The sequence below is a fragment of the Micromonospora polyrhachis genome (assembly GCF_014203835.1).
Lineage (GTDB): Bacteria > Actinomycetota > Actinomycetes > Mycobacteriales > Micromonosporaceae > Micromonospora_H > Micromonospora_H polyrhachis.
On record NZ_JACHJW010000001.1, the window covers coordinates 6,506,453 to 6,530,093 of the forward strand.

Annotated in this window: 20 protein-coding genes and 1 pseudogene; 9 read left to right on the forward strand and 12 right to left on the reverse strand. The window is 70.1% G+C overall.

Annotation, left to right across the window (positions count from 1 at the left end; all coding sequences use genetic code 11):
* Window positions 1-7 precede the first annotated feature (7 nt).
* From FHR38_RS28750 to mshC, 4 genes are all read left to right on the forward strand, one after another.
* A complete protein-coding gene (locus FHR38_RS28750; protein ID WP_184540373.1) occupies window positions 8-730 on the forward strand; it encodes an Rv2135c family putative phosphatase in 723 nt (240 codons plus the stop codon).
* A 145-nt stretch (window positions 731-875) separates the two neighbouring features.
* Window positions 876-1,451 (forward strand): Rv2134c family protein, encoded by a 576-nt coding sequence (locus FHR38_RS28755; protein WP_184538080.1) that lies wholly within the window; start codon window positions 876-878, stop codon window positions 1,449-1,451.
* Window positions 1,448-2,266 (forward strand): Rv2133c family protein, encoded by an 819-nt coding sequence (locus FHR38_RS28760; RefSeq protein ID WP_184538082.1) that lies wholly within the window; start codon window positions 1,448-1,450, stop codon window positions 2,264-2,266. The genes FHR38_RS28755 and FHR38_RS28760 overlap by 4 nt, the downstream gene beginning before the upstream one ends.
* A gap of 118 nt (window positions 2,267-2,384) precedes the next feature.
* Window positions 2,385-3,626, forward strand: coding sequence for a cysteine--1-D-myo-inosityl 2-amino-2-deoxy-alpha-D-glucopyranoside ligase (mshC, locus tag FHR38_RS28765; protein WP_184538084.1), 1,242 nt, complete (start codon window positions 2,385-2,387; stop codon window positions 3,624-3,626).
* Window positions 3,627-3,650: 24 nt separating this feature from the next.
* On the opposite strand, the gene FHR38_RS28770 is transcribed toward mshC, so the two are convergent.
* From FHR38_RS28770 to FHR38_RS28780, 3 genes and pseudogenes are all read right to left on the reverse strand, one after another.
* A complete protein-coding gene (locus FHR38_RS28770) occupies window positions 3,651-4,442 on the reverse strand; it encodes a GntR family transcriptional regulator (RefSeq protein WP_184538086.1) in 792 nt (263 codons plus the stop codon).
* 146 nt (window positions 4,443-4,588) lie between these two features.
* A pseudogene (locus tag FHR38_RS28775) lies at window positions 4,589-4,803 on the reverse strand (methyltransferase); the annotation flags it as partial.
* An 86-nt stretch (window positions 4,804-4,889) separates the two neighbouring features.
* Window positions 4,890-5,759, reverse strand: a complete 870-nt coding sequence (locus FHR38_RS28780; RefSeq protein ID WP_184538088.1) for a PAC2 family protein — start codon at window positions 5,757-5,759, stop codon at window positions 4,890-4,892.
* Window positions 5,760-6,047: 288 nt separating this feature from the next.
* Between FHR38_RS28780 and metH the strand changes: the two genes are divergently transcribed.
* Window positions 6,048-9,578 carry a methionine synthase gene (metH, locus tag FHR38_RS28785; RefSeq protein WP_184538090.1) on the forward strand — a complete coding sequence of 1,177 codons (3,531 nt, stop codon included), beginning with the start codon at window positions 6,048-6,050 and terminating at the stop codon, window positions 9,576-9,578.
* 81 nt (window positions 9,579-9,659) lie between these two features.
* Here metH and FHR38_RS28790 read toward each other — a convergent pair whose 3' ends face one another.
* From FHR38_RS28790 to FHR38_RS28805, 4 genes are read right to left on the reverse strand one after another with little or no spacing between them, the layout of a single operon-like run.
* Entirely contained in the window at window positions 9,660-10,457 is a 798-nt protein-coding gene (locus FHR38_RS28790) for an ABC transporter permease (RefSeq protein WP_184538092.1), read from the reverse strand.
* On the reverse strand, window positions 10,445-11,398 hold the full coding sequence (locus FHR38_RS28795; RefSeq protein ID WP_184538094.1) for an ABC transporter ATP-binding protein: 954 nt from the start codon (window positions 11,396-11,398) through the stop codon (window positions 10,445-10,447). Before FHR38_RS28795 ends, FHR38_RS28790 begins: the two co-directional genes overlap by 13 nt.
* Window positions 11,395-11,766, reverse strand: a complete 372-nt coding sequence (locus FHR38_RS28800; RefSeq protein ID WP_184538096.1) for a hypothetical protein — start codon at window positions 11,764-11,766, stop codon at window positions 11,395-11,397. Before FHR38_RS28800 ends, FHR38_RS28795 begins: the two co-directional genes overlap by 4 nt.
* On the reverse strand, window positions 11,754-12,380 hold the full coding sequence (locus FHR38_RS28805; RefSeq protein ID WP_184538098.1) for a helix-turn-helix domain-containing protein: 627 nt from the start codon (window positions 12,378-12,380) through the stop codon (window positions 11,754-11,756). Before FHR38_RS28805 ends, FHR38_RS28800 begins: the two co-directional genes overlap by 13 nt.
* A gap of 80 nt (window positions 12,381-12,460) precedes the next feature.
* Between FHR38_RS28805 and FHR38_RS28810 the strand changes: the two genes are divergently transcribed.
* The 3 genes from FHR38_RS28810 to FHR38_RS28820 all read left to right on the forward strand — a co-directional run bounded on the left by FHR38_RS28810 (window position 12,461) and on the right by FHR38_RS28820 (window position 15,773).
* Window positions 12,461-13,276, forward strand: a complete 816-nt coding sequence (locus FHR38_RS28810; RefSeq protein WP_184538100.1) for a neutral zinc metallopeptidase — start codon at window positions 12,461-12,463, stop codon at window positions 13,274-13,276.
* 336 nt (window positions 13,277-13,612) lie between these two features.
* Window positions 13,613-14,959 carry a cytochrome P450 gene (locus FHR38_RS28815; protein ID WP_184538102.1) on the forward strand — a complete coding sequence of 449 codons (1,347 nt, stop codon included), beginning with the start codon at window positions 13,613-13,615 and terminating at the stop codon, window positions 14,957-14,959.
* 160 nt (window positions 14,960-15,119) lie between these two features.
* Window positions 15,120-15,773: an HAD family hydrolase gene (locus FHR38_RS28820; protein WP_312882607.1), complete on the forward strand. Its 654-nt coding sequence runs from the start codon at window positions 15,120-15,122 to the stop codon at window positions 15,771-15,773.
* 71 nt (window positions 15,774-15,844) lie between these two features.
* Here the strand turns inward: FHR38_RS28820 and FHR38_RS28825 are convergent, their stop codons facing one another.
* The 5 genes from FHR38_RS28825 to FHR38_RS28845 form a co-directional block, all read right to left on the reverse strand.
* The gene (locus FHR38_RS28825) at window positions 15,845-18,394 is read right to left on the reverse strand and encodes an ABC transporter permease (RefSeq protein WP_184538104.1); all 2,550 of its coding nucleotides are present in this window, start codon (window positions 18,392-18,394) and stop codon (window positions 15,845-15,847) included.
* On the reverse strand, window positions 18,394-19,161 hold the full coding sequence (locus FHR38_RS28830) for an ABC transporter ATP-binding protein (RefSeq protein WP_184538106.1): 768 nt from the start codon (window positions 19,159-19,161) through the stop codon (window positions 18,394-18,396). The genes FHR38_RS28825 and FHR38_RS28830 overlap by 1 nt, the downstream gene beginning before the upstream one ends.
* A 368-nt stretch (window positions 19,162-19,529) precedes the next feature.
* Window positions 19,530-20,216: a response regulator gene (locus tag FHR38_RS28835; RefSeq protein ID WP_184538108.1), complete on the reverse strand. Its 687-nt coding sequence runs from the start codon at window positions 20,214-20,216 to the stop codon at window positions 19,530-19,532.
* Window positions 20,213-21,421 carry a sensor histidine kinase gene (locus FHR38_RS28840; protein WP_184538110.1) on the reverse strand — a complete coding sequence of 403 codons (1,209 nt, stop codon included), beginning with the start codon at window positions 21,419-21,421 and terminating at the stop codon, window positions 20,213-20,215. Before FHR38_RS28840 ends, FHR38_RS28835 begins: the two co-directional genes overlap by 4 nt.
* Window positions 21,422-21,498: 77 nt before the next feature.
* Window positions 21,499-22,410 (reverse strand): RecB family exonuclease, encoded by a 912-nt coding sequence (locus FHR38_RS28845; RefSeq protein ID WP_184538112.1) that lies wholly within the window; start codon window positions 22,408-22,410, stop codon window positions 21,499-21,501.
* 87 nt (window positions 22,411-22,497) lie between these two features.
* Here FHR38_RS28845 and FHR38_RS28850 point away from each other — a divergent pair, with 87 nt between their 5' ends.
* The gene (locus FHR38_RS28850; protein ID WP_376771444.1) at window positions 22,498-23,640 is read left to right on the forward strand and encodes a site-2 protease family protein; all 1,143 of its coding nucleotides are present in this window, start codon (window positions 22,498-22,500) and stop codon (window positions 23,638-23,640) included.
* The last annotated feature ends 1 nt before the right edge of the window (window position 23,641 follow it).

Below are 23,641 nucleotides of genomic sequence, written 5' to 3' on the forward strand. Positions count from 1 at the left end.
CCTTAGGCTGGTGATCGTGGCAACCCTTCTGCTCCTCCGACATGGCCGGACCACTGCCAACGCCGACGGGGGACTGGCCGGCCGGCAGCCGGTCGAACTCGACGAGACCGGCCGGGCCCAGGCCACCGCGGTCGGGGCGCGGCTGCGCGGCCTGCCCCTGGCAGCGGTGGTGACCAGTCCACTGGTCCGCTGCCGGCAGACCCTCGACCTGGCGTTGCCGCAGTTCGCACCGACGGTCGAGGAGGGACTGACCGAGTGCGGTTACGGTGCCTGGGAAGGCCAGCCGCTGAAGAAGCTGGCCAAGGATCCACTCTGGCCGGTGGTGCAGCAGCATCCGAGCGCGGTGGTCTTCCCGGAGGGGGAGGCGATGGCCGCGATGGCCAGCCGGGCGGTCGCCGCGGTGCGACGGTGGGACACCCGGCTGACCGCCGAGCACGGGCCGGAGGCGCTCTGGCTGGCCTGTACCCACGGCGACGTCATCAAGGCGATCGTGGCCGACGCGCTCGGCGTACATCTGGATCTCTTTCAGCGGATCGTGGCCGACCCGGGTTCGGTGACCGCGATCCGCTACACCCCGATCCGGCCGTTCGTTTTGCGCCTCAACGATGTCGGTGGGGATCTGGCCAACCTGGTGATGCCCCGGCGGCCCCGGCGCCGCTCCCGTAAGGCCGAGTCGGACGCCCCGGTGGGCGGTGGTGCGGGCAGTGGCGCGACCGGTCCGGAACGGTGACCCCAGCGGGATCCACCGTCGGACGAGTCCGTCCACGGTCTTGCTCCGGGAACGGCCGATGGGTGGCTGACCGACCGGGGCGCCTGGCGGCGATTCAGGTCGGTGCGCTGCGCGCCGACGAAGTCGGCCGGATAGGGTCGTGGGTATGACCCACCAGGTGCACGCCTTCGAACCGCCGGAGCGGTTCGTCGCCGGGACTGTGGGCGCGCCGGGGGAGCGCACCTTCTTCCTCCAGGCGCGCGGCGGTGGCCGGCTGGTCAGTGTCGCGCTGGAGAAGGTCCAGGTGTCGCTACTGGCCGAGAAGCTTGAGGAACTGCTCACCGAGGCGCACCGTCGGTTCGGGGTGGAACTGCCCGAACCGACGGCGGCGCTGCCCGACAACGACCCCCTGGACACCCCGGTCGACGAGGAGTTCCGGGTCGGGACACTGGGACTGGCGTTCGACGTCGACACGGCCACCGTGGTCATCGAGGCGATCGCCGCCGGTGAGACGGAGATCGAGCTTGGGGGTGCCGAGGATGCCGCCGCGGTGGACGAGGACGAGGAGCCTGCCGAGGACCTTGACCGGCTACGGGTGCGGCTGACCCCGGCGGCGACCCGGGACTTCATCGAGCGGGCGCGCCGTGTGGTGGCGGCCGGCCGTCCCCCGTGCCCGCTGTGCGGCCAACCGTTGGACCCGGCGGGTCACCTGTGTCCGCGCCACAACGGCTACCACCGGTGACTTCGTCCGACCTGCGGCCCGTGCTCGACGAGAACGACGCCCTGCGCCTGCTGCGGGGCGGCGAGTTCGAGTTGGAGGGTCGGCTGGTCGACGCATCCAACACGACACTGCGCGGCTTCCTCACCCTCGACGGGGTGACTGCCCGGTGTGTCTACAAACCGGTACGCGGCGAGCGGCCGTTGTGGGACTTTCCCGACGGCACGCTCGCCGGCCGCGAGGTCGCCGCCTACCGGTTCTCCCGCGCTACCGGCTGGGGCCTGGTCCCACCGACGGTGCTACGCGACGGGCCGCTCGGCCCAGGTGCCTGCCAACTGTGGATCGACGAGCCTTCGGACGCCGCACCACTGGTTGCGTTCGTGCCGGCGGCAAGCCTGCCGCCCGGCTGGTTCCGGATCGCCGCCGCGCAGGACGAGGAGGGGCAGGCGTACCTCCTCGCCCACGCAGACGACCCGCGACTGGCCCGGATGGCCGTACTCGACGCTGTGATCAACAACGCGGACCGCAAGGGCGGACATGTGCTCACCGGCCCGGCCGAGCGGATCTACGGGGTGGACCACGGGGTCTGTTTCCACGTCGAGGACAAGCTGCGTACCGTGCTCTGGGGGTGGACCGGCCAGGCCCTGCCCGAGGAGTCGGTCGAGGTGCTGACCCGGCTCGCCGGTGACCTCGCCGGCCCGCTCGCCGAGGAACTGGCCGACTGTCTCACCGGGGCGGAGATCGCCGCCGTGTCCGCCCGGATCGCCCGGCTGCTCACCCTCGGGCGGTTCCCGGACCCGCCCGAGGACTGGCCGGCGATGCCCTGGCCACCCATCTGACCCACCCAGCCGACCCGGCTGCGCCCGCCCGCTGGGGTCGTACGCTCGATCCGGTGCTGTCACCTTGATCACCTCCACCCCGGGGTCGGCCGCGGTCGGCGCTGGCTAGGCTGGCGGCATGGAATCTTGGGCGGGGCACGAGGTGCCGAGGCTGCCGGGAACCGGCCAGCCGCTCGCGTTGTTCGACTCGGCGCGCTGCGCCGTCCATCCCACCACCCCGGGTGCGACGGCGACGATGTACGTCTGTGGCATCACGCCCTACGACGCCACCCATCTCGGCCACGCCGCCACGATGATCGCTTTCGACCTGGTGCAGCGGGCGTGGCGCGACGCCGGCCACTCGGTGACCTACGTCCAGAACGTCACCGACATCGACGATCCGTTGCTGGAGCGGGCCGAACGCGACGGTGAGGACTGGGTCGTGCTGGCCATGCGCGAGACCGCCCTGTTCCGGGAGGACATGGAGGCGTTGCGGATGATCCCGCCCGCGCACTACGTGGGCGCGGTCGAGTCGATTCCGGATATCGCCGAGCGCGTGCGGGAGCTGCTTGACTCCGGTGCCGCCTACCGGCTCGACGACGGCACCGGGGACATCTACTTCGACATCGTCGCGGCTCCCCGGTTCGGCTACGAGTCGAACCTGTCGCGGACCCAGATGTTGGAGTTCTTCGCCGAGCGCGGCGGTGACCCGCAGCGGCCGGGCAAGCGTGACCCGCTCGATCCGCTGCTGTGGCGGGGCGCCCGAGAGGGGGAGCCGTCCTGGTCCGGCGGGACGTTGGGCCCCGGCCGCCCCGGTTGGCATATCGAATGCGCGGCCATCGCCCTCAAACTGCTCGGCGACAGCATCGACGTCCAGGGTGGTGGCAACGACCTGATCTTCCCGCACCACGAGTGTTCGGCGGCCCACGCGGAACGGTTGACCGGCACGGAACCCTTTGCCCGGCACTACGTACACGCCGGCATGATCGGGCTCGACGGCGACAAGATGTCCAAGTCCCAGGGCAACCTCGTCTTCGTGTCCCGGCTCCGGGCCGACCAGGTGGACCCGATGGCGGTTCGGCTGGCGCTGCTCGCCGGCCACTACCGGGCCGACCGGCAGTGGACCGACGACCTGCTCAAGACGGCGGAGCAGCGCCTGGCCCGGTGGCGGGAGGCGGTCGAGGTCGCCAGCGGGCCGTCCGGGGCCGACCTGCTGGCCGGGGTACGGGGACGGCTCGCCGACGACCTGGACACGCCGGGCGCGTTGGCACTGGTGGACAACTGGGCGGCGGAGGCCCTCGCCGGGGCCGGCACCGACCAGGCGGCACCCGCGCTGGTGGCCACGGCCGTCGACGCGTTGCTCGGGATACGTCTCCGGTAGTTTTCGCCCGTCCGGATCCGGGCCTCAGCCAAGTACGAGGCCGGGGTCCGGATCGGCGTCCGGCGTGGGGGCGGGGATCCGATACTCCTCGGTCAACGTGGTCATCGGCCCCGGCCAGGTTGCCTGGGAGACCTCGATCGGCCTGCGCCGCTCGTCGTAGGCCACGTGCAGCAGGTGTAGCACCGGGGTGTCCGGGCGGATCCGAAGGATCTCCGCCTCCTCCCGGCTGGGCTGGCGGGCGCTGATCTGGTCGGTGGCCGAGACGTACCGTCGGCCGATGACCTCCTCCGCTTCCTGATAGAGGGGGCGGCCGAAGGCTTCCGCGCGTTCCAGGGAGGTTTCCGCCGCGTCCGCGACGCGGAACCAGGACGCACCGACCTCGACCGGGGCATCCTCGGTGCGTACCAGATGGCGGCGGACCACCAGTTCGCTGCCGTCCGCGACACCGAACGCGTCGGCGACCTCGGCCGGCGCCGGTGCCCGGCCGACCTCGATCAACTGTTGGCGGTAGCGTGCGGCAAGATCGGCGTGGTAGCCCCGGTGGCCACCGTACCGCCCCCGGGAGAGCCGGTTCATGCGTCGGCGGGTACCGCGCACGAAGGTGCCGGAACCCGGCTTGGTGATCAGGATTCCCTCGACCCGGAGCTGGTCGATGGCTCGCTGCACGGTTTGCTTGGCGACGCCGAACATCTCGGCGATGCCGGGGATAGAGGGCAGCCGCTCGCCTGGCGCCCAGTCGCCGCGACGTACCCGTTCGCGCAGTTGAGCGGCGATCTGACGGTGGGGGAACTCCGCCGCCCCCGGATTGATCTCCATCCGTGCCCTCCCCTTCAGGCTTGCCCAACAGCTACAACTAGGTTCCTAGGATGCCCTAGCCGTTGTGAGGCGGTCAGCGGACACGCCGAACCCCGCCTCACGTTTCCTGACCGATGCCGCTGACCATTCGACGGCCCGGCCGGCTGGGGCTTGCGCGCCACGACCGTCCCGTTGGCTCCCGGTGCGTCGAACGCGACCAGTTCCACCTTGGTGAATCCCGCGTCGGTGAGCCATGCGGCGTACTCCACGCGGGAGTAGTTCTTGCCGCCTCGGTCTACCCGAGCATGTTCATGCCCATCAACGCCGCTGCTACGGGACCGGTGCGCTCGTCGTCGAACAGCAGTTCGGAGATCACGATCGCAGCGTCTCGGTGATCTTCTGGCGGCACGCGCCAACCCGCCCCGGGCGGCGGTTACCGCGTTGATTCCGGTGCGCTGGCGGACGCGTTCACCACGAGCCAGCCGTGGGGCCGGCTGAACCGCCTCGACGCCGCAGGTACTTTTCGAACTCCTGGGCGATCTCGTCCCCGGTCAGCGGCTGGATTCCGGCGTCACCCACCCGTTCCTCCAGCTCGCGGACATACTCACCCAGCTCGGCGTCCTGGTCGGCGGCGGCGCGTACCCGCTTCTCCCACTCGGCGGACTCCTCGGCCAGGTCGGCCACCGGTACCGGTAGGTCCAGCAACTCCTCGACCCGGTGGAGCAGGGCGAGGGTGGCCTTGGGGCAGGGCGGGTTGTTGGCGTAGTGCGGTACGTGCACCCAGAAGGAGACAGCGTCGACCTCGGCCCGGGTCGCGGCGTCGTGCAGCACGCCCACGATGCCGGTGGGGCCGTCGTAACGGGTCGGGGTGAGCTGGTAGCGCTCGGCGGTGTCCCGCATGGAGGCGCTGCCGCTGATCGGCAGGGGCCGGGTGTACGGCACGTCGGCAAGCAACGCCCCGAGCAGCACGATCCGATCGACCTCCAGGCTGTGGCACAGCTCCAGCACCTGCTCGCAGAAGGTGCGCCACCGCATGCTCGGCTCGATGCCGCGGATCAGCACCACGTCCCGCTCGGTGCCCTCCGGGCTGGCGACCATGAACCGGGTGGTCGGCCACTCGATCCGTCGGGTCTCGCCCTCGGCCATGGTGATGGTCGGCCGGCTCACCTGGAAGTCGTAGAAGTCCTCGGGGTCGAGCGCGGTGATCTCCCGGGCCTGCCAGACCTGCTCCAGGTGTTCGACGGCGGCGGTGGAGGCGTCAGCGGCGTCGTTCCAGCCCTCGAAGGCCGCGATGGCCACCGGTGACCGCAGTACGGGCAGCCCGTCGAACTCGGTCACGCCGTCACCTCGCTGTGCTTACCGGCGCCGGGCCGGACATCGTCTACGACGGCTCCCGCGCGCTGTCCGGTGGTGGCGTCCCTGTTGTTCCTCACATTGTCAGCCTACGTGCCTGATCGGGATGCGGCCTGCCGGCCGCGCCGGTCGGTCGGTGGGGTGAGCGGCCAGGACGGTGCGGACGAGGTAGGAGGTTCAGGTACGGAGCGGACAGCGCGATCCAAGTCACAGTATGTGGGAGGCTGCGCCCGGCAACCAATGGCTGACGGGTGCCGGTATTAGCCTGGCTGGATGCAGACTTCGCTGCTTGATGTGCTTGCCAGCCGGGTCCTCATCGCCGATGGAGCGATGGGGACGATGCTGCAGGCAGCCGACCTGAGCCTGGACGACTTCCAAGGTCACGAGGGCTGCAACGAGATCCTCAACGTCACCCGCCCGGATGTCGTCCGGTCGGTGCACGGTGCCTACTTCGCGGCGGGCGCGGACTGCGTCGAGACCAACACCTTCGGTGCCAACCTCGGCAACCTGGGGGAGTACGGCATCGAGAACCGGATCGTCGAACTCTCCGAGGCCGGTGCCCGGCTCGCCCGGGAGGTGGCCGACGACTGGTCGACCCCCGACCGGCCCCGGTTCGTACTCGGTTCGGTCGGCCCGGGGACCAAGTTGCCGACGCTGGGGCACAGCAGCTACGCCACGCTGCGCCAGGCGTACCTCGACAACGCGGCCGGCCTGCTGACCGGCGGGGCGGACGCGTTGATCATCGAGACCTGCCAGGACCTGTTGCAGGTGAAGGCGGCTGTGGTCGGTGCCCGGCGGGCGATGGCCGAAGCCGGTCGCAGCGTGCCGCTGATCTGCCACGTCACGGTCGAGACCACCGGCACGATGCTGCTCGGCAGCGAGATCGGTGCCGCGCTCACCGCCCTGGAGCCGCTGGGGATCGACCTGATCGGGCTCAACTGCGCGACCGGGCCGGCCGAGATGAGCGAACATCTGCGCTACCTGTCACAGCACGCCCGAGTGCCGCTCTCGGTCATGCCCAATGCGGGTCTGCCCCAGTTGACCGCGAACGGGGCCTACTACCCGTTGACCCCGGACGAGTTGGCCGAGGCGTTGGACCGGTTCGTCAACGAGTACGGAGTGTCGTTGATCGGCGGCTGTTGCGGGACGACCCCGGAACACATCCGTGCGGTGTCCGAGCGGCTGCATGGCGCGGCGCCGGCGGTCCGCCAGCCGCAGGCCGAGCGGGGTGTGTCCTCGATCTACCACCACGTGCCGTTCGCCCAGGACGCCAGCGTGCTGATGGTGGGAGAGCGGACCAACGCCAACGGGTCGAAGGCATTCCGGGAGGCGATGCTGGCCGCTGACTGGCAGGCCTGCGTGGAGATTGCCCGAGGCCAGGCCCGGGACGGCTCCCATTTGCTGGACCTCTGCGTCGACTATGTCGGTCGGGACGGTACGCAGGACATGCGGGAGCTGGCCGGTCGGTTCGCCACCGCCTCCACGCTGCCGATCATGCTGGACTCCACCGAGCCGGCCGTGGTCGAGGCGGGGCTGGAGATGCTTGGCGGACGCTGCGTGGTCAACTCGGTCAACTTCGAGGACGGCGACGGCCCGACCTCCCGCTATGCCCGGGTCATGCCGATCATCAAGGAGCACGGCGCGGCGGTGGTGGCGCTGCTGATCGACGAGGAGGGGCAGGCCCGTACCGCCGAGTGGAAGGTGCGGGTCGCCGAGCGGCTCATCGCGGATCTGACCGGCCGGTGGGGGCTGGCGCTGTCCGACATCCTGATCGACGCGTTGACCTTCCCGATCGCCACCGGCCAGGAGGAGACCCGCCGGGACGGGATCGAGACCATCGAGGCGATCCGGGAGATCGCCCGTCGCCACCCGGAGGTCAACTTCACCCTCGGCGTCTCCAACATCTCGTTCGGGCTGAACCCGGCGGCCCGGCAGGTGCTCAACTCGGTGTTCCTGCACGAGTGTGTGCAGGCCGGCCTGACCAGTGCGATCGTGCACGCCAGCAAGATCCTGCCGATGTCGAAGATCCCCGAGGAGCAGCGCGAGGTGGCGCTGGACCTGGTCTACGACCGGCGGCGGGAGGGCTACGACCCGGTGCAGCGGTTCATCGAGCTCTTCGAGGGGGTGGACGCTGCTTCGGCCCGAGCCGGCCGGGCAGAGGAACTGGCTGCCCTGCCCCTGGACGAACGGCTCAAGCGACGCATCATCGACGGTGAACGCAACGGTCTGGAGGCCGATCTCGACGCGGCGTTGACCACCCGATCCGCTCTGGTGATCATCAACGAGATCCTGCTCGACGGGATGAAGGTCGTCGGCGAGCTGTTCGGCTCCGGGCAGATGCAGTTGCCGTTCGTGTTGCAGTCGGCCGAGGTGATGAAGACGGCCGTGGCCTACCTCGAACCGCACATGGACAAGGCCGATGACGCAGGCAAGGGGCGGATCGTCCTCGCCACGGTCAAGGGCGACGTGCACGACATCGGCAAGAACCTGGTGGACATCATCCTGTCCAACAACGGCTACGAGGTCGTCAACATCGGCATCAAACAGCCGATCAACGCGATCCTGGACGCGGCCGAGCAGCACCGGGCCGACGCCATCGGGATGTCCGGGCTGCTGGTCAAGAGCACGGTCATCATGAAGGAGAACCTGGAGGAGATGACCGCCCGGGGCGTGGCCGAACGGTGGCCGGTGCTGCTGGGGGGTGCCGCGCTGACCCGCGCCTACGTCGAGGACGACCTGCGTGCCATGTTCCCCGGTCAGGTGCACTACGCCCGGGACGCGTTCGAGGGACTGTCCCTGATGGACCGGGTGATGACGGCCAAGCGGGGCGGCGCGGCGGTGGTGGACCCGGAGCGGGAGGCGGCGCTGGCGGCCCGCCGAGCCCGCCGCGAGCGGCAGCGGGCGATGGTCACCGAGGCGTTGCCCGACCTCGACGATGCGTCGGTACGCTCCGACGTCGCACGCGACGCCGAGGTGCCGAAGCCGCCGTTCTTCGGCACCCGGGTGGTGAAGGGTATTCCGCTGGCCGACTACGCGGCGTTGCTTGACGAGCGGGCCACGTTCCTCGGGCAGTGGGGACTGCGTGGTGCGCGTGGCGGCTCCGGCCCCTCCTACGAGGAGTTGGTGGAGACCGAGGGGCGGCCCCGGTTGCGCTACTGGTTGGACCGGCTGACCGCCGACAAGGTGTTGGAGGCGGCGGTCGTCTACGGCTACTTCCCGGCCTACTCGGAGGGCAACGAACTGGTGGTGCTCGACGAGAACGGGCACAGTGAGCGGGCGCGGTTCGCCTTCCCCCGGCAGCGGCAGGAGCGGCGGTTGTGCCTGGCCGACTTCTTCCGGCCTCGGGACGAGACCCTGGACCGGGGGGAGACGCTGGACGTGGTGGCGCTGCAACTGGTCACCGTCGGTCAGCCGATCAGCGAGTACACGGCGAAGATGTTCGCCCGGGACGAGTATCGCGACTATCTGGAGGTGCACGGCCTGTCCGTGCAGCTCACCGAGGCGTTGGCCGAGTACTGGCACCGGCGGATCCGGGCCGAGCTGACCCTTCCCGACGGTCGTACGCTGGCCGCCGACGACCCGGCGGACCTGGCCGGCCTGCTGCGGAACGACTATCGGGGCTGCCGGTACGCCTTCGGCTATCCGGCCTGTCCGGACTTGGAGGACCGGGCGAAGGTCGTCGAACTGTTGGGGGCGGAGCGGATCGGGGTGCAGTTGTCGGAGGAGTTCCAGCTCGTACCGGAGCAGGCCACCGACGCGATCGTCGTACACCACCCGGAGGCGAGTTACTTCAACGCCAAGTGATGGCCACCTGACCTGAACCTCCGAAGTGGCCGGGCCGGTGTACACCGGCCCGGCCACTGGTCGGGTGACGTCGCGGTCGGATCAGATGACGTCGCGGCGCATCGGAGCGATGACCGCGGCCGTGGCCGCGACGAGTGCGTACGCCACGAGCAGCAGGGCACCGACCGCCGGTGGCAGCAGCTCGATGGGGTTCGTGGCGAGCTGTTCCGACATGGCGTCAGCGAGGTAGGTGAAGTCGGTCAGGGACGCGGTCGCGCCGCCGGGCAGGAGCGGATAGATGGCGTTGACTCCGGGGATCATCATGAGCAGGGTCTCACCCAGGTACAGGTAGCCGACCACCACGCACAGCGCCGCGACCTGGTTGCGGATGAGCGCGCCGATACCGACGCCGATCAGCAGGTAGGTCACCATCGCGACGGCGATGCGGGCGAGCAGGGCCAGTACGGTCCCGGCGGGCAGGCCGAGCGACACGCCCCGGGCGGCGGCGACGCCGAAGAATGCCACGGCGGCGGTGCCGGCGAGGACGGTTCCGTAGGCGAGGCCGGCGACTCCGTACGCGACGAGCTTGGCGGCCAGCACCTGCCAGCGGCGCGGGGCGAACAGAAAGGTGACCGTGGCGGTGTGGTGCCGGTATTCGGAGGTCACCGCGACCGTGCCGATGGCGGCGGGGATGAAGGCGGTGAAGCCGAGGATGCCGAGAATGGACCGGATACCCTCCTCGGTGTCCAGACCGGGCATCGGCGGGGTGAAGTTCTCGGGGCCGATGAGTGTCATGCTGCCGACCAGCCCGCCGCCGAGGAGCGCGGCGGCCAGTAGCAGACCCCACCACATCGGGGTTGCCAGCAGTTTGCGGAACTCCGCGTTGACTATCCGTCCCATTGGGCACCTACCGGTTCGTGAGTGGCCTTCGCCTGGTCGGCGGTGAGGCGAAGGAAGAGCTCTTCGAGGCTGCTGTCGTCGGTGCGGAGTTCGTACACCCGCAACTGGTGCGACGCGGCCAGGTCGGCGACGTAGGCGACATCCGCCCCGTGTACCCGCAGCTGGTCGGGCCCCAGCGCCTCGACGCGCGGCGCGGGGGGGCCAGCCTTCGGATCGGCGGTCAGGACCGTGGCCAGGGCCCCGGCGTCGGGCGAGCGGACCAGCACCGCGGGCGACCCGGCGAGCTGTGCCCACGGTCCGGCCGCGACCAGTTCACCGCGCTGGATCACGACCACGTCGTCCACGAGTTGTTCGACCTCGCTGAGCACGTGGCTGGAGACGAGGATGGTGCGGCCCTGGTCGGCCAGGCTGCGTAGGAACTCACGCAGCCATGACATGCCGGCCGGGTCGAGGCCGTTGCTCGGTTCGTCGAGCAGGAGCACCTGCGGGTCGCCGAGGAGGGCGGTGGCGAGGTTGAGCCGCTGTCGCATACCGGTGGAGAAACCACGCGTGCGCCGGTTGGCCGCGTCGGTCAGACCGAGCAGCGCCAGCACTTCGGTGACCCGGTCGGAGCGGTGTCCGCCCATCGCGGCATAGATCCGTAGGTGGTCGCGGGCGGTGTGGCCGGGGTGGAAGGCGGTGGCGTCGAAGACCGCGCCGACGGTGCGCGAGGGGTGGGACAGCCGCTGGTAGCGCTGGCCGCCGATCGTCGCGGTGCCCGAGGTGGGGGAGACGAGCCCGGTGAGCATCCGCATCGTGGTGGTCTTGCCCGCGCCGTTCGGGCCGAGGAAACCGGTGACCCGACCTGGTTCGACGGTGAAGCTCAGATCGTGTACGGCGGTGATGTCGCCGAACCGCTTCGTCAGGTGGGATACCTGGATCGGGAGACGTTCGCGGGTCATCGGAGGGTCGCAATCGTGTGTCGGATCGCATCCGCGAGTTCCGAGGCGGCCGGATCGGAGAGCACGACCTCGTCGAACTCACCACCGGCCGTGGTGCGGTCGAGGACGAGGTGCAGGCCGGGGCTGCCCCGGCGGGCCGATACGAGTTGGCGGGGGCCGCCGAAGATGCCCCAGATGCCGATCTTGGTGAAGCCGGACACCACGTACCCGCTACGGGCGCCGCGTGCCAGGCTCAACGGCTTGTCGACGCAGGTGACGTGCCGTACCGAGGTGAGCGGAATGGTCAGCTGGTCACGTCGGATCCAGATTCGCTCTCCGGCGGTGAACCGGATGTCGATCCGTTGGTCGGTCAAGGTCACCGATGCCATGAGTCGTTTCCTTCCGTCGTGCCCGGGTCGTCTGTGGGCCCAGGGCTGTCCTCGCTGGTGTCGTTGCTGGTGCTCGGCTGGTCGACCGGCAGCAGGATGGTCGCCAGTAGCCGGGGTACCCGTCCCTGGTCGGGCTGGTTGGCCAGCAGTGGGCGGAGGACCTCGGTGAGGTCGTTGGCGAACCTGGCCAGTTCCGCGTCGGTCAGGTGCAACACGATCTGCTGGTAGCCGGCACCGTCGGCGGCGAGGTCGATGTGGTCCCGGGCGAGATACCGGGAGAAGTCGGAGAGCAGGCCCGACACGAAGGCGGTGAAGTAGCGGGCGTGGTCCTCCGGGGTGGCCGAGGCCAGTGTCGCCGGATCGAGGGTTGCGCCGTGCGCGGGTAGCGCGTACACCCGTTCGACCGTGCCGCGTACCTTTCGCTCCTCGACCACGTCGAGGATTCCACCCTTGACCAGCATCGCCAGATGCCGGTACAGCGTGGCCTGTGGGATGTCCGGCAAGAGTGCGACAAGTTCCCGGGGGGTGTGTCGGGCGCCAGCGACGGCGCGGAGGATCCGGATCCGGGCCGGATGTAGCGCCAGTTCGGCCCAGCGCTCTGTCGGGCTTTCCATGGCCGCAACGTTATCATTATCGAGAATGAGAATGAAATTGGCCTCCGGCTGCCCGTACCCGAGGTGGCGAATCACGCGATATGTGCCGGGGTAGGTGGTGGGCTCGGGAGTCGCCGGGAAGCATCGACCTCGTTCGGTGTGACTGTGGCGGCGAGGAGGATCTCGTGGGAAAGCGGATGGAGACCGGGTCGCGACGGATGTGGACCCTGGGCGGCCTGCTCACCGTGCTGGTCGTCACCCTGGCTTGCGGGCTGAGCCCGAACGGCGAGTCGGATGGCGACCCGGGCGGTGCGCCGGGCTCATCGGCCGGGTCGGAGGACGGGACGATGACCGCGGCGGAGTTCGAGCGGGACGTCGAGGGGGCCGTCGAGGTCGCCGAGCAGTACTGGCGGCAGCGGCTTGCGGAGGCCGGGCAGCGGTTTGAGGCGATTCGTCGGGTGGTCGCCTACCAGCGGGACGGTGAACTCGCGTGTGCCGGGGAGTCGGTGCCCCGCAACAACGCCGTCTACTGTCCGGCCGGGGACTTCATCGCGTACGACGTCAACTGGGCGGTGACGGCGTTCCGGCGGATCGGGGACGCCTTCCTGTTCTATCTGCTCGGTCACGAGTACGCCCACGGCGTCCAGGTCCGGTTGGGCATCCGGTACGAGTTCACGATCCAGCAGGAGTTGCAGGCCGACTGCATGGCCGGGGCGTACATCGGTGACTCGGTGAAGGCGGGGTCGCTGGCCCTGGCCGATGGCGACCTCGACGAGTTGCGCAACGGGCTGCTCGCGGTGGGCGACGCCCCTGGGCAGCCGTGGTTCGCCGAGGGTGCCCATGGTACGGCGGAACAGCGGACCGCCTCGTTCTTCGCCGGCTACGAACGCTCGCTGGCCGCCTGCGAGCTGAAATGAATCCAGGTCTGGCGCTCGTTGTTCTCAGCTAGTTAGACTTCAACAAATTTCGATGACTCTATCGAACTGGGAGGGAGACGGCATGCTTCGCTACCTGACTGCGGTCAAGCGGCGCGCCACCCGGGCGACGCGTGGCACCTGGTACTACTACCCGATCTACTAACCAGAAACGACACTCGATGCCCACCGCCACACCGGGCCGGTACGACCCAGCCCGGCGACCAGGGCGGTGGGCATCAGCGTGTCCAAGCAGCCGATGAAGTGTGGGGGTGTCCGATGGCATCGTGGTGGAGCCGGCTCAGCCGGGGAGGACCCACCGAGGTCGGATCCGTTCCAGTGCCCGGACCGAAGGGACTGCCCTACGTCGGTTCCGCGCTGGACTACGAGGACGATCCACTGGGCTGGATGATCCGGACCCGGACCGAGTACGGCGACGTGGTGCGGCTCGACCCGGAGAGCATCGTGGTGCACGATCCGCGACTGGTCCACCACGTCCTGGTGGAGACGAACGCCGACTTCATCCTCGACAACTCCTTCGTGGGCGGTCGGCGGGGCCGGCAGGAACTCCTCGACGGGCTACCCGAGTGGATGACCGTCCGCCGCTACCTCAACCGAGGACTCGTCCGGCCAGTGCTGCTCGCCCACGTCGGGCGGATCGAGCAGCGGATGAGGCGCACCGTGGACGCGCTCGCGGGCCGAGACGCGGACCTCTTCGACGAGGCCCAGCGGATGCTCGGCGCGGCCACCGCCGACTACTGCATCGGCGGCGGGGACGACGACGTGGACGCAGTGGCGCGGGCCGTCGAGGAGGTGTTCTGGGCCTCGCTCGACGTCACCGACAGCAAGGAGTCCCGCCTTCCGATCGGCCCCCGGCCGGTGGCCCGGCGGGCACGAGCGCTCAACACCAACCTGGTGGAGACACTGACCGACCTGGTCCGCCGCCGCCGGGCCGAGTCCCGCCCGGAGCAGCCCCGGGACGTACTCGACGGCCTGCTGGACCATCCGCTGAACCTGCCGGACCGGGAGGTCGTCGGCGTGGTCCGGCTGCTGATCGTCACCTCGCACGGGCCGGCCGGCGCCGCCCTGTCTTGGTGCCTGCTGCGCCTCGCCGAGCAACCGGCCCTGCTGCGCGCGGTCCGGGACGAGATCATCACCACTCCGGTCCACCCGGACCGGCTGCCCGGGGAGGACTGGCCGTTGACCTCCGCCGTGCTCAAGGAGACGTTGCGGATGCACCCGCCGAACTGGGCGATGGGTCGTACGGTGGCCGTACCCACCTTGCTCGGACCGTACCGGCTGCCGGCGGGTGAACGGGTGCTCTTCAGCCCCTACCTGATCCACCGCGATCCCCGCCACTGGACCGATCCGGAGATTTTCCACCCCGAGCGGTGGCTGGCCGCGACCCGGCCGCACAGCGAGCACGCGTACCTGCCGTTCGGGGCCGGCACCCGGGTCTGCCCGGGAGCCCGGCTCGGCCCGGTGCAACTGGCCATCGCGTTGGCGACGATCGTCCGTGATCACTCGCTGTCCTTTCCTCCGCTGGACACCGTCCAGCCAGCAACCAGCACGCTGCTGGTACCGGTGCACGCGGTGGGCCGGTGGAGCCGGTTGCCCGGTGCCGCTGCGGAGCGGGCGGCGACGGTGACCGCCGAACGGTCCGGGCGGAGCCCCACCGGCCCCTGAGGCATGGACCACACCTGGCGGCCGGATCTGGGACCTTGCCGCCCGGCGGGGAATGATCGAAGGACGGCCCCCGGTGACCGGGGTGTCGCGACCCGTCGACCCGGTCGGGAAATCCGCCGGGCCTGCCCAGGAGGACACCCTGACCATCCATCCGGCTGCCGTGCTCTTCGACATGGACGGCACGCTCATCGACAGCGAGCGGATCTGGGAAGTCGCGCTGCGGGAACTGGCGGCCAGCTACGGCGGTCGGCTGTCGCAGGACGCACGGCTGGCCATGATCGGTAGCAGCATGGCCAATTCCATGGCCATCCTGCACGAGGACCTCGGACAGCCCTGGCGGGACCCGACGGTAGGCGCTGCCTGGCTGGAGCAGCGCGTCGCCGAGCTCTTCGTCGACGAACTGCGGTGGCGGCCCGGTGCCCTCGCCCTGCTCGAAGCGGTATGCGCGGCGCGGATTCCCACCGCGCTGGTCACCTCGACCACCCGGCCGCTGGTCGAGGTGGCACTGGACACGCTCGGCCGGGACCGGTTCGACATCGTGGTCTGCGGTGACGAGGTGTCCGCCCCCAAACCGGATCCCGCGCCCTACCTGACCGCCGCACAGCTGTTGAACGTGCCGATCGAGCGGTGCGTGGCGATCGAGGACTCGCCGGCAGGGGTGGCCAGTGGGCTGGCCGCCGGGGCAGCGGTGCTGGCGGTACCCGGTGACGTGCCCCTCGACGTCGCCGACGGCGTACACCTGGTGGAGAGCCTGGCCAACGCGGACCTGGCATTGCTGGGTCGGCTGCTGACCCCGCTGGACCTGCGGCCCTGACCCGGCGACTCGGACATTGAAGCGGGGCGGCGTCTGTTCGCGACGCCGCCCCGCTCCACCCCCGATCCGAGCTAGTCGTGGGCGATCGCGCCGAGGACGTTGATCCGGGCGGCGCGGATCGCCGGCAGCACCGCGGCGACCACTCCGATGACGGCTGCCAGTCCCACGTAGAGCCCCATCTGTGACCAGGGGAGCACCAGGTCGGTGATGCCGTCCTCGCGCAGCGCGCGGACCACCGCCGCGCCGAGACCGGTACCGACAGTCACGCCGAGCAGTGCCCCGAAGACCGAGATCACCACGGACTCGACGGTGACCATGCGCATCGTCTGACCCCGGCGTAGCCCGATGGCCCGTAGCAGGCCCAACTCGCGGGTCCGCTCCAGCACCGACAGGGCCAGGGTGTTGATGATCCCGAGTACGGCGATCAGGATGGCCAGCGCCAACAGCACCTGGATCATCAACAGGAGTTGGTCGAACATGCTGGTCTGCTGCTCGATGAACGCGCCCCGGTCGGCGACCGACACTTCCGGGCTGTCCGCGAGCAGCGCCTCGACCTGCGGCAGCACCTGATCCACCGAGGCGCCCGGGGCCAGTTGCAGATAGGCCTGGGTGGGCATCGGTAGCCCGAAGTCCTGTGCCGCCCCGGCCGGCAGCACGAATCCGCTGAACAACTCGGACTCGACGTAGATCCCGGTCAGTGTGTACGTCCGGGCCTCACCCCGGGACAGCTGCACCGGCACGGTGGCACCGACCGTGAGGCCGCGCTTCGCCGCCGTAGCCGAGTCGACCAGGAGCTGGTTCGGGCCGAGGGCGTCGATACTGCCGGCGGTGGGGGCGGCCTGGAAGATGTCCCGCAGCGCCGGCACGTTGCTGGTCGCGCTGACGTACGTCCGCTCGCCGCCCACCAGCGCCATGTCGGCGTACAGGCCGGCGACCGAGGCGACCCCGGGCACCTGGGCGGCCCGGTCCAGCACCGTCGGGTCGAAGCTCGGCATCCGGGGTCCGGTCTGCACACCGGAGATGACCAGTTCCGCGTGGATGGTGTCCTCGGCCAGTGTGGTCAGGCTGCTCTTGGCCGAGGACAGGATGACGCTGACGCCGGTGACCAGGGCGATACCGACCATCAGCGCGGCGGCGGTGATCGCCGTCCGGCGGGGATTACGGCCGGAGTTGAGCCGGCCCAGCTTGCCCGGCACCGACCAGGCGAAGAGTCGGCCGAGCAGCGACACCACCGGCTTGCTGATCAGCGGGGTCAGCAGGGCCACCCCGACGAACGAGACCAGCACCCCGCCGAGGATGGTCCAGAGGGTGTTGTCACCGGCCCTACCGGCCAGGCCCAGAGCCAGCAGTGTCCCACCGACAGCCCCCACCACCGCGCCAACGACGGTGATCTTCGTCAGGGGCCGGTCCGGGGTCGCGGCGTCCTGCATCGCGGCGATGGGAGGGATCCGCGAGGCCCGCAGGGCCGGCAGGAGCGCCGCGACCACGGTCACCAACAGGCCCACCACGAAGGCGCTCACCACGGCACTCGCTGGAACGCCCAGCCCGGCCAGGGCCAGCCCACCGGAGATCTGCCCGAAGACGAAGGCCAGCAGCGCGCCGACACCGATGCCGGCCCCCAGGCCGAGCACCGAGGCGATGAGGCCGATGGCGACGGCCTCCACCAGCACCGAGCCGATCATCTGTCGGCGACTGGCTCCCATGGCCCGCATCAGGGCCAGTTCCCGGGTGCGCTGGGCGATGATGATCGAGAAGGTGTTGAGGATCAGGAAGATCCCGACGAACAGCGCCACCCCGGCGAAGCCGAGCAGGATGTTGTTGAAGAAGGCCAAGCCCTCCTTGAGCCCGGCCGAAGCGTCCTTGGAGAGCTGCTCACCGGTCTTCACCACGTACCCGTCGCCGAGCGCGGCGGAGATGGCGTCCCGCAGCGCCGCCGGCTTCACCCCGTCGGCAGCACGCACGCTGACCGTGCTGTAGACGCCGGTCTCGCCGAGCATCAACTGCTGGGCGACGCGTTCGGTGAACGCCACCTCCTGCACCCCGCCCAGGCTCTCCCGGTCACCGCTGTAACCGAAGATCCCGACCAGGGTGAACTCGCGCTTGGGCTCGAGGGTCCACACCGCCACCCGGTCCCCGACGGCCAGGTTGGCGGCCTTGGCGACGGTGGCGTTGACCACGATCTCGTCGTCGGCGGTCGGCCCCCGGCCCTCGCGCAGCCGCACCAGGTCGCTCTCGCCGGTCCAGTTACTGCCCAACTGCGGTGGCCCGAACGAGGTCAGCACCTTGCCGTTCTGTCCCATCACCCGGGCCCCGTCGGCGGCGGCCAGCCCGGTGGCCTGCTCGACGCCGGGCACCGCGCGGATCCGCTCCAGCGTCGCGGCGGGGAAGGTGGTGGCCACCTGCTCGCCCTCGAACTCACTGGTGGCGACCTTCGACTTGGCGCTGACCTCGACGTCGGTCTCGGCGTACGCGTCGGCGAAGACCGAGTCGAAGGAACGGCCGAGGGTGTCGGTGAGTACGAACGCGCCCGAGACGAACATGACGCCCAGCACCACGGCCAGGGCGGACAGCATCAGTCGCAGCTTGCGGGCCAGCAGGCTCCGGAGGGTCGCGCGCAGCATCAGCTGACCGCCTCGGTCAGCGCGTCCAGCTTCTTCATCGTGTCCAGCACCGTGTCCGGGGTCGGCTCGACCAGCTCGGAGACGATCTGACCGTCGGCGAGGAACACCACCCGGTCGGCGTACGAGGCGGCCACCGGATCGTGGGTGACCATGATGATGGTCTGGCCGTGTTCACGTACCGAGTTGCGCAGGAAACCGAGGACCTCGGCACCCGAGCGGGAGTCGAGGTTACCGGTCGGCTCGTCGGCGAAGATCACCTCAGGCTGGGAGACCAGGGCCCGGGCACACGCCACCCGCTGCTGCTGACCGCCGGAGAGCTGGGTGGGCCGGTGGCCGAGTCGGTCAGCCAGCCCGACCGTTTTGATCACGGTGTCGTACCAGGCCGAGTCGGGTTTACGGCCGGCGATCGACAGGGGCAGCAGGATGTTCTCCTTGGCCGTCAGCGTGGGCAGCAGGTTGAACTGCTGGAAGATGAAGCCGATCTTGTCGCGGCGCAGGTTGGTCAGGCCGGCGTCGCCGAGCCCGGTGATCCGGGTGTCGCCGATCCACGTCTCGCCCCGGGTGACCGAGTCCAGCCCGGCGAGGCAGTGCATCAACGTCGACTTACCCGAACCGGAGGGCCCCATGATCGCGGTGAAGCGTCCACGTTCGAACTCCGCGCTGACACCGCGCAGCGCCATCACCTGGGCCTCGCCCGAGCCGTACACCTTCCACACATCGCTGGCGCGGGCCGCCACCTGCGCGTCGCGGGCTACCGTAGCGGTCACTGAGCGTCCTCTCCAGGAAAGCATGGTCCGGCCGGACCCCCGATCCGGCCGGCGACATCAATCGTCGGTGCCGGCGAGCGGCGAACCGTCCACCTGTGGAGGGAACGAACGCGGATTTCCTGGTGCGGGTAGGCCCGGATGCCGAGTCAGGGTTGTCCCTGACCGCCGATTCCCACCTGTTGTCGTACATCCCCCGATGCCACCGACGGTGATCACCGTCGGTCACCAGAGTAGGGGGTCGGGTCGCGCTGATCCGTCGTACGCGGGAACGGTCTTCGGCTACGCCCACCGTACCGGCGTCCCTCCCACCCGAGGAGGAGAGCGGGCATCCTCCTCATCCCCGAGGCGTCGGCAGGTGGGGACGGGGGTTAGGCGCCGGGGCGTACCAGACCGGACTCGTAGGCCAGCACCACGGCCTGCACCCGGTCCCGTAGGCCGAGCTTGGTCAGGACGTGCCCCACGTGCGTCTTGATCGTGGTCTCACTCACCGACAGGGTCCGGGCGATCTCCGCGTTGGACAGTCCCCGAGCGACCTGCACCAACACCTCCCGCTCCCGTTCGGTCAACGCCTCCAGTGCCCTCGGCGGGGTGGCCGACGGGTCGGGCAGGGTCTCGGCGAACCGGTCCAGCAGTCGTTTGAGTATGCGCGGGGCGACCACCGCGTCGCCGGCCGCCACGGTCCGGATCGCCATCACCAGATCCTCGGCCGGCACGTCCTTGGCCAGGAACCCACTCGCCCCGGCCCGGAGCGCACCCACCACGTACTCGTCGAGGTCGAACGTGGTCAGGATCAGCACCCGTACCGGCAGCCGGGCGTCGACGATCGCCCGGGTGGCCGCCACCCCGTCCATCCGAGGCATCCGGATGTCCATCAGCACCACGTCGGGGAGCAACCGCCGGGCCAGGTCGACGGCGTCGACACCGTCCCCGGCCTCACCCACGATGTCCAGGTCGTCCTCCGCGCCCAGCACCATCCGGAACCCGGTACGCAGTAGCGGCTGGTCGTCTACGAGCAGGATCCTCACCGGTCGTGCCGGTACGCCGCCCTCGGTCATGCCGTCCCCTCGCTACTCGGTGCGCCCAACTGCTCCATCGGAATCTTCGCGTAGACCCGGAACCCCCCACCGGGCCGTGGTCCGGTACGCAGGGTCCCACCGTAGAGGGCGACCCGCTCCCGCATGCCGACCAGGCCATGTCCGGTCCGTCCCGGGTTCGGCCCCGGCCCCCGGCCGGTGTCGAAGACCTCCACGATCAGCCAGTAGACCCCGAAGCTGAGCCGGACGTCGGCAGTGGCGGTACCGGCGTGTTTGAGTGCGTTGGTCAACGCCTCCTGCACGATCCGGAAGATGGTCAGCGCCACGCCGGGATCCAGCGGCCCGGGCACGCCGTCGACCCGCAGCGACACCGGCAGGCCCGCCTCGCGTACCTGTTCGACCAGCGCCTCGATACCGGCCAGCCCCGGCTGGGGAGCCAGGTCGGCGGCGGGTTCGGTGTCGGTGCGTAACACGTCGAGCAGGCGACGCATCTCCCGCAGCGTGGTGCGACTGGTGTCCTCGATGGTGCCCAACGCCTCGTCGGCGGTCGCCGGGTCGCGGTTCAACACCCGGCGCGCGCCGGTGGCCAGCACACCCATCACGCTCACGTGGTGGGCGACCACATCGTGCAGCTCGCGGGCGATCCGCCGGCGTTCGTCGGCCACCGCCTGCTCGGCCAGGGATCGCTGATTCTCCTCCGCGACGCGGGCGCGCTCCCGCAACACCTGATCGGAGGCGCGCCGGGCGTTCACCGTACGGCCGACGAAGAAGGAGACCAGCGCGGTCAGCAGATTGTTCAGGACCAGATAGGCGGGCCCCACGTCCAACGAGTTGTCCATGGTCGGATTCAGGACGTTGAGTACGCTCACCGGTGCCCACAGGAGGACGGTGGCGAGGATGGCGGATCGCATCGGGTGCTGCGCGGCCATCGAATAGGTCAGCACGATGAAGGCGAGCGCCTGGGAGACCGGGACCTCGTCGAGCACCGCCGGCGCGATGAGGGACGCCACCAGGCCACCCACGGCGACCCAGGGAGCGACCCGGCGTAACGCCACCGGCGCGGCGGCGAGGAGGCTCCAGCCCAGTTGCGGCAGCAACGGATCCGGCCACAGCTCGCGCGGCAGGGGCAGGACCAGCGCGATCGGCACCACCGCCAGCAGGGTGGCGAGCAGGCTGTCGGCCAGCAACGGCCGATTCCGTGCCCAGCCCGCGACGCGCTCCATCATGTCAGCGACGCTAGCCGCTGTTTCGCGGAGATGATCCTCACCTGTGGTGAGTTGGTCGTCCTCCCTGGGGAGGAGGCTCAGTCGTCCGTACGGGACACCAGTCGCGACGGTGGGGCCACCCGCCGATCCTCACTGGGCACCGGACGCTCGGGGAACGGCGGCGGCGTGCCCCCGAAGGTGGGGCAGTGGGCCTGGTGGCTGCACCAGTCGCAGAGGCGGCTTGGTTTGGGACGGAAGTCCCGATTGGCGGTGGCCTGCTCGATGGCTCGCCACAGGGCCACGACGGTTCGTTCGAAGCGGGCCAACTCGTCGGCGTCCGGGCTGTAGTCGCAGATCTCGGCGTCCTTGAGGTAGAGCAGCCGCAACACCCGGGGGACGACACCCCGGGTGCGCCACAACACCAGGGCGTAGAACTTGAGCTGGAACAGGGCCCGCGCCTCGAACGCCTCCCGAGGCGCGCCGCCGGTCTTGTAGTCGACCACCCGCAGCGCCCCGTCGGGGGAGACGTCGAGCCGGTCGAGGTAGCCGCGGATGAGTAACTGGTCGTCCACGGTGGCGGAGATCAGACTCTCCCGTTCGGCCGGCTCGAGCCGCTGCGGGTCCTCGATCGTGAAGTAGCCGTCGAGAAGTCCACGGGCCGAGTCCAGGAACCCGGCGGCGCCGTCGGCATCGGCGAACAACTCGGCCAGCTCCGGCTCCTCGGCGACCAAGCGAGCCCACTCCGGGGCGATCAGGTCGGCTGCCGCGGCCGGTGTCCGCCCCTGCGCGGGCAGGTCGAACAGCCGTTCCAGTACGGCGTGCACCAGCGTGCCCCGGGCCTGCTCCGCAGTCGTGCGCTCCGGCAACCGGTCGATGCTTCGGAAGCGGTAGAGCAGCGGACAGGTCTTGAAGTCCGCCGCCCGCGACGGGGAGAGCGAAGGGCCCGCCGCTGGTTGCGTTGTCGCCTGTTCCTGCCCGTCCGCCTGCGTCGTCACCATCTCCGCCGTCATGACCGAAAGGCTAAGGCACCCGTACGACGGAACGCGGGGCACGGCCACCGGCGTCACCAGCCCACGGTGTTCCGTAGCATCGACCCGGTGCAGGACAAGCCACAACCACGTCGCCGCCCCGGGCTCACCATCGGGCGGGTGTTCGGGGTGCCGGTCCACGTCAACCTCTCCATGGTGTTGCTCGCCGTCCTGGTGACCGTGATGTACGGCGAATTCGTCCGCCGCCAGCTTGAGCTGTCCCAGTTGACCGGTTACGCGATCGGGTTCGGTTTCGTGGTCTGCCTGCTCGGTTCGGTGCTGTTGCACGAGTTGGGGCACGCGTTGACCGCACGGCACTACGGGATCGGGGTCCGGGGCATCACCCTGGAGTTGCTCGGTGGATACACCGAGATGGACCGGGACGCCCCCAGTCCCCGGGTCGATCTGCTGGTGTCGCTGGCGGGTCCGGCCGTGTCCGCCGTGCTCGGGGTCGCGGCGGTGGCGGCCACCCTCGCCCTGCCCGACGGGACTCTGGTCAACCAGCTCGCCTTCCAGTTGGCGGTGAGCAACGTCATCGTCGCGGTTTTCAACATCCTTCCCGGCCTGCCACTGGACGGTGGCCGGGCGCTGCGTGCCGCGGTGTGGGCGGTCAGCCGGGACCGGCACCTGGGTACGGAGGTGGCCGGCTGGGTGGGGCGAGCGGTGGCGGTCGGGACTCTGCTGCTGGTCGCCCTACTGACCTGGGTGGGGGTGCTCGCCCCGTTGGGCCTGGCCCTGATGTTGCTGGTCGCCTTCACCCTGTGGCAGGGCGCCGGGCAGTCGATCCGGGTGGCCCGGATCAGCCGGCGATTTCCGCTCATCGACCTGACCCGACTGGCCCGGCCGGTCTTTCTGGTGGCGACCGGGACCCCACTGGCCGAGGCCCAGCGCCGAGGCACCGAGGCCGGGCAGCCCGATGCCACGCTGGGCATCGCCGACTCGACCGGCCGGCTGGTGGCCCTGGTCGACCGGGTGGCCGCAGCCGCCGTACCGGCCGATCGGCGGCCCTGGGTCACGGTCGACACGGTGGCTCGCGCCCTGGATCGGGTGCCCCGGCTTCTCGTCGGTCTCACCGGCGAAGAGGTGATCCGGGAGGTGCAGACCCACCCGGGCGCGCAGTACCTGGTGGTGTCAGGCGAAGATGTCGTCGGCGTTTTGCATGTCGCCGATCTGGCGCAGCTTCTGGAACCGAAACGAAAGATGGGTACGTGAC

Excerpts from the sequence above, each read along its gene's own strand:
- FHR38_RS28755 (WP_184538080.1), top strand. The coding sequence starts at position 876 with ATGACCCACCAGGTGCACGCCTTCGAACCGCCGGAGCGGTTCGTCGCC.
- FHR38_RS28800 (WP_184538096.1), bottom strand. The coding sequence starts at position 11,766 with ATGGCATCGGTGACCTTGACCGACCAACGGATCGACATCCGGTTCACC.
- FHR38_RS28825 (WP_184538104.1), bottom strand. The coding sequence starts at position 18,394 with ATGCTGCGCGCGACCCTCCGGAGCCTGCTGGCCCGCAAGCTGCGACTG.
- FHR38_RS28845 (WP_184538112.1), bottom strand. The coding sequence starts at position 22,410 with ATGACGGCGGAGATGGTGACGACGCAGGCGGACGGGCAGGAACAGGCG.
- FHR38_RS28790 (WP_184538092.1), bottom strand. The coding sequence starts at position 10,457 with ATGGGACGGATAGTCAACGCGGAGTTCCGCAAACTGCTGGCAACCCCG.
- FHR38_RS28770 (WP_184538086.1), bottom strand. The coding sequence starts at position 4,442 with ATGGAGATCAATCCGGGGGCGGCGGAGTTCCCCCACCGTCAGATCGCC.
- FHR38_RS28835 (WP_184538108.1), bottom strand. The coding sequence starts at position 20,216 with ATGACCGAGGGCGGCGTACCGGCACGACCGGTGAGGATCCTGCTCGTA.
- FHR38_RS28805 (WP_184538098.1), bottom strand. The coding sequence starts at position 12,380 with ATGGAAAGCCCGACAGAGCGCTGGGCCGAACTGGCGCTACATCCGGCC.
- FHR38_RS28840 (WP_184538110.1), bottom strand. The coding sequence starts at position 21,421 with ATGATGGAGCGCGTCGCGGGCTGGGCACGGAATCGGCCGTTGCTGGCC.
- FHR38_RS28795 (WP_184538094.1), bottom strand. The coding sequence starts at position 11,398 with ATGACCCGCGAACGTCTCCCGATCCAGGTATCCCACCTGACGAAGCGG.
- FHR38_RS28810 (WP_184538100.1), top strand. The coding sequence starts at position 12,461 with ATGTGCCGGGGTAGGTGGTGGGCTCGGGAGTCGCCGGGAAGCATCGAC.
- mshC (WP_184538084.1), top strand. The coding sequence starts at position 2,385 with ATGGAATCTTGGGCGGGGCACGAGGTGCCGAGGCTGCCGGGAACCGGC.
- metH (WP_184538090.1), top strand. The coding sequence starts at position 6,048 with ATGCAGACTTCGCTGCTTGATGTGCTTGCCAGCCGGGTCCTCATCGCC.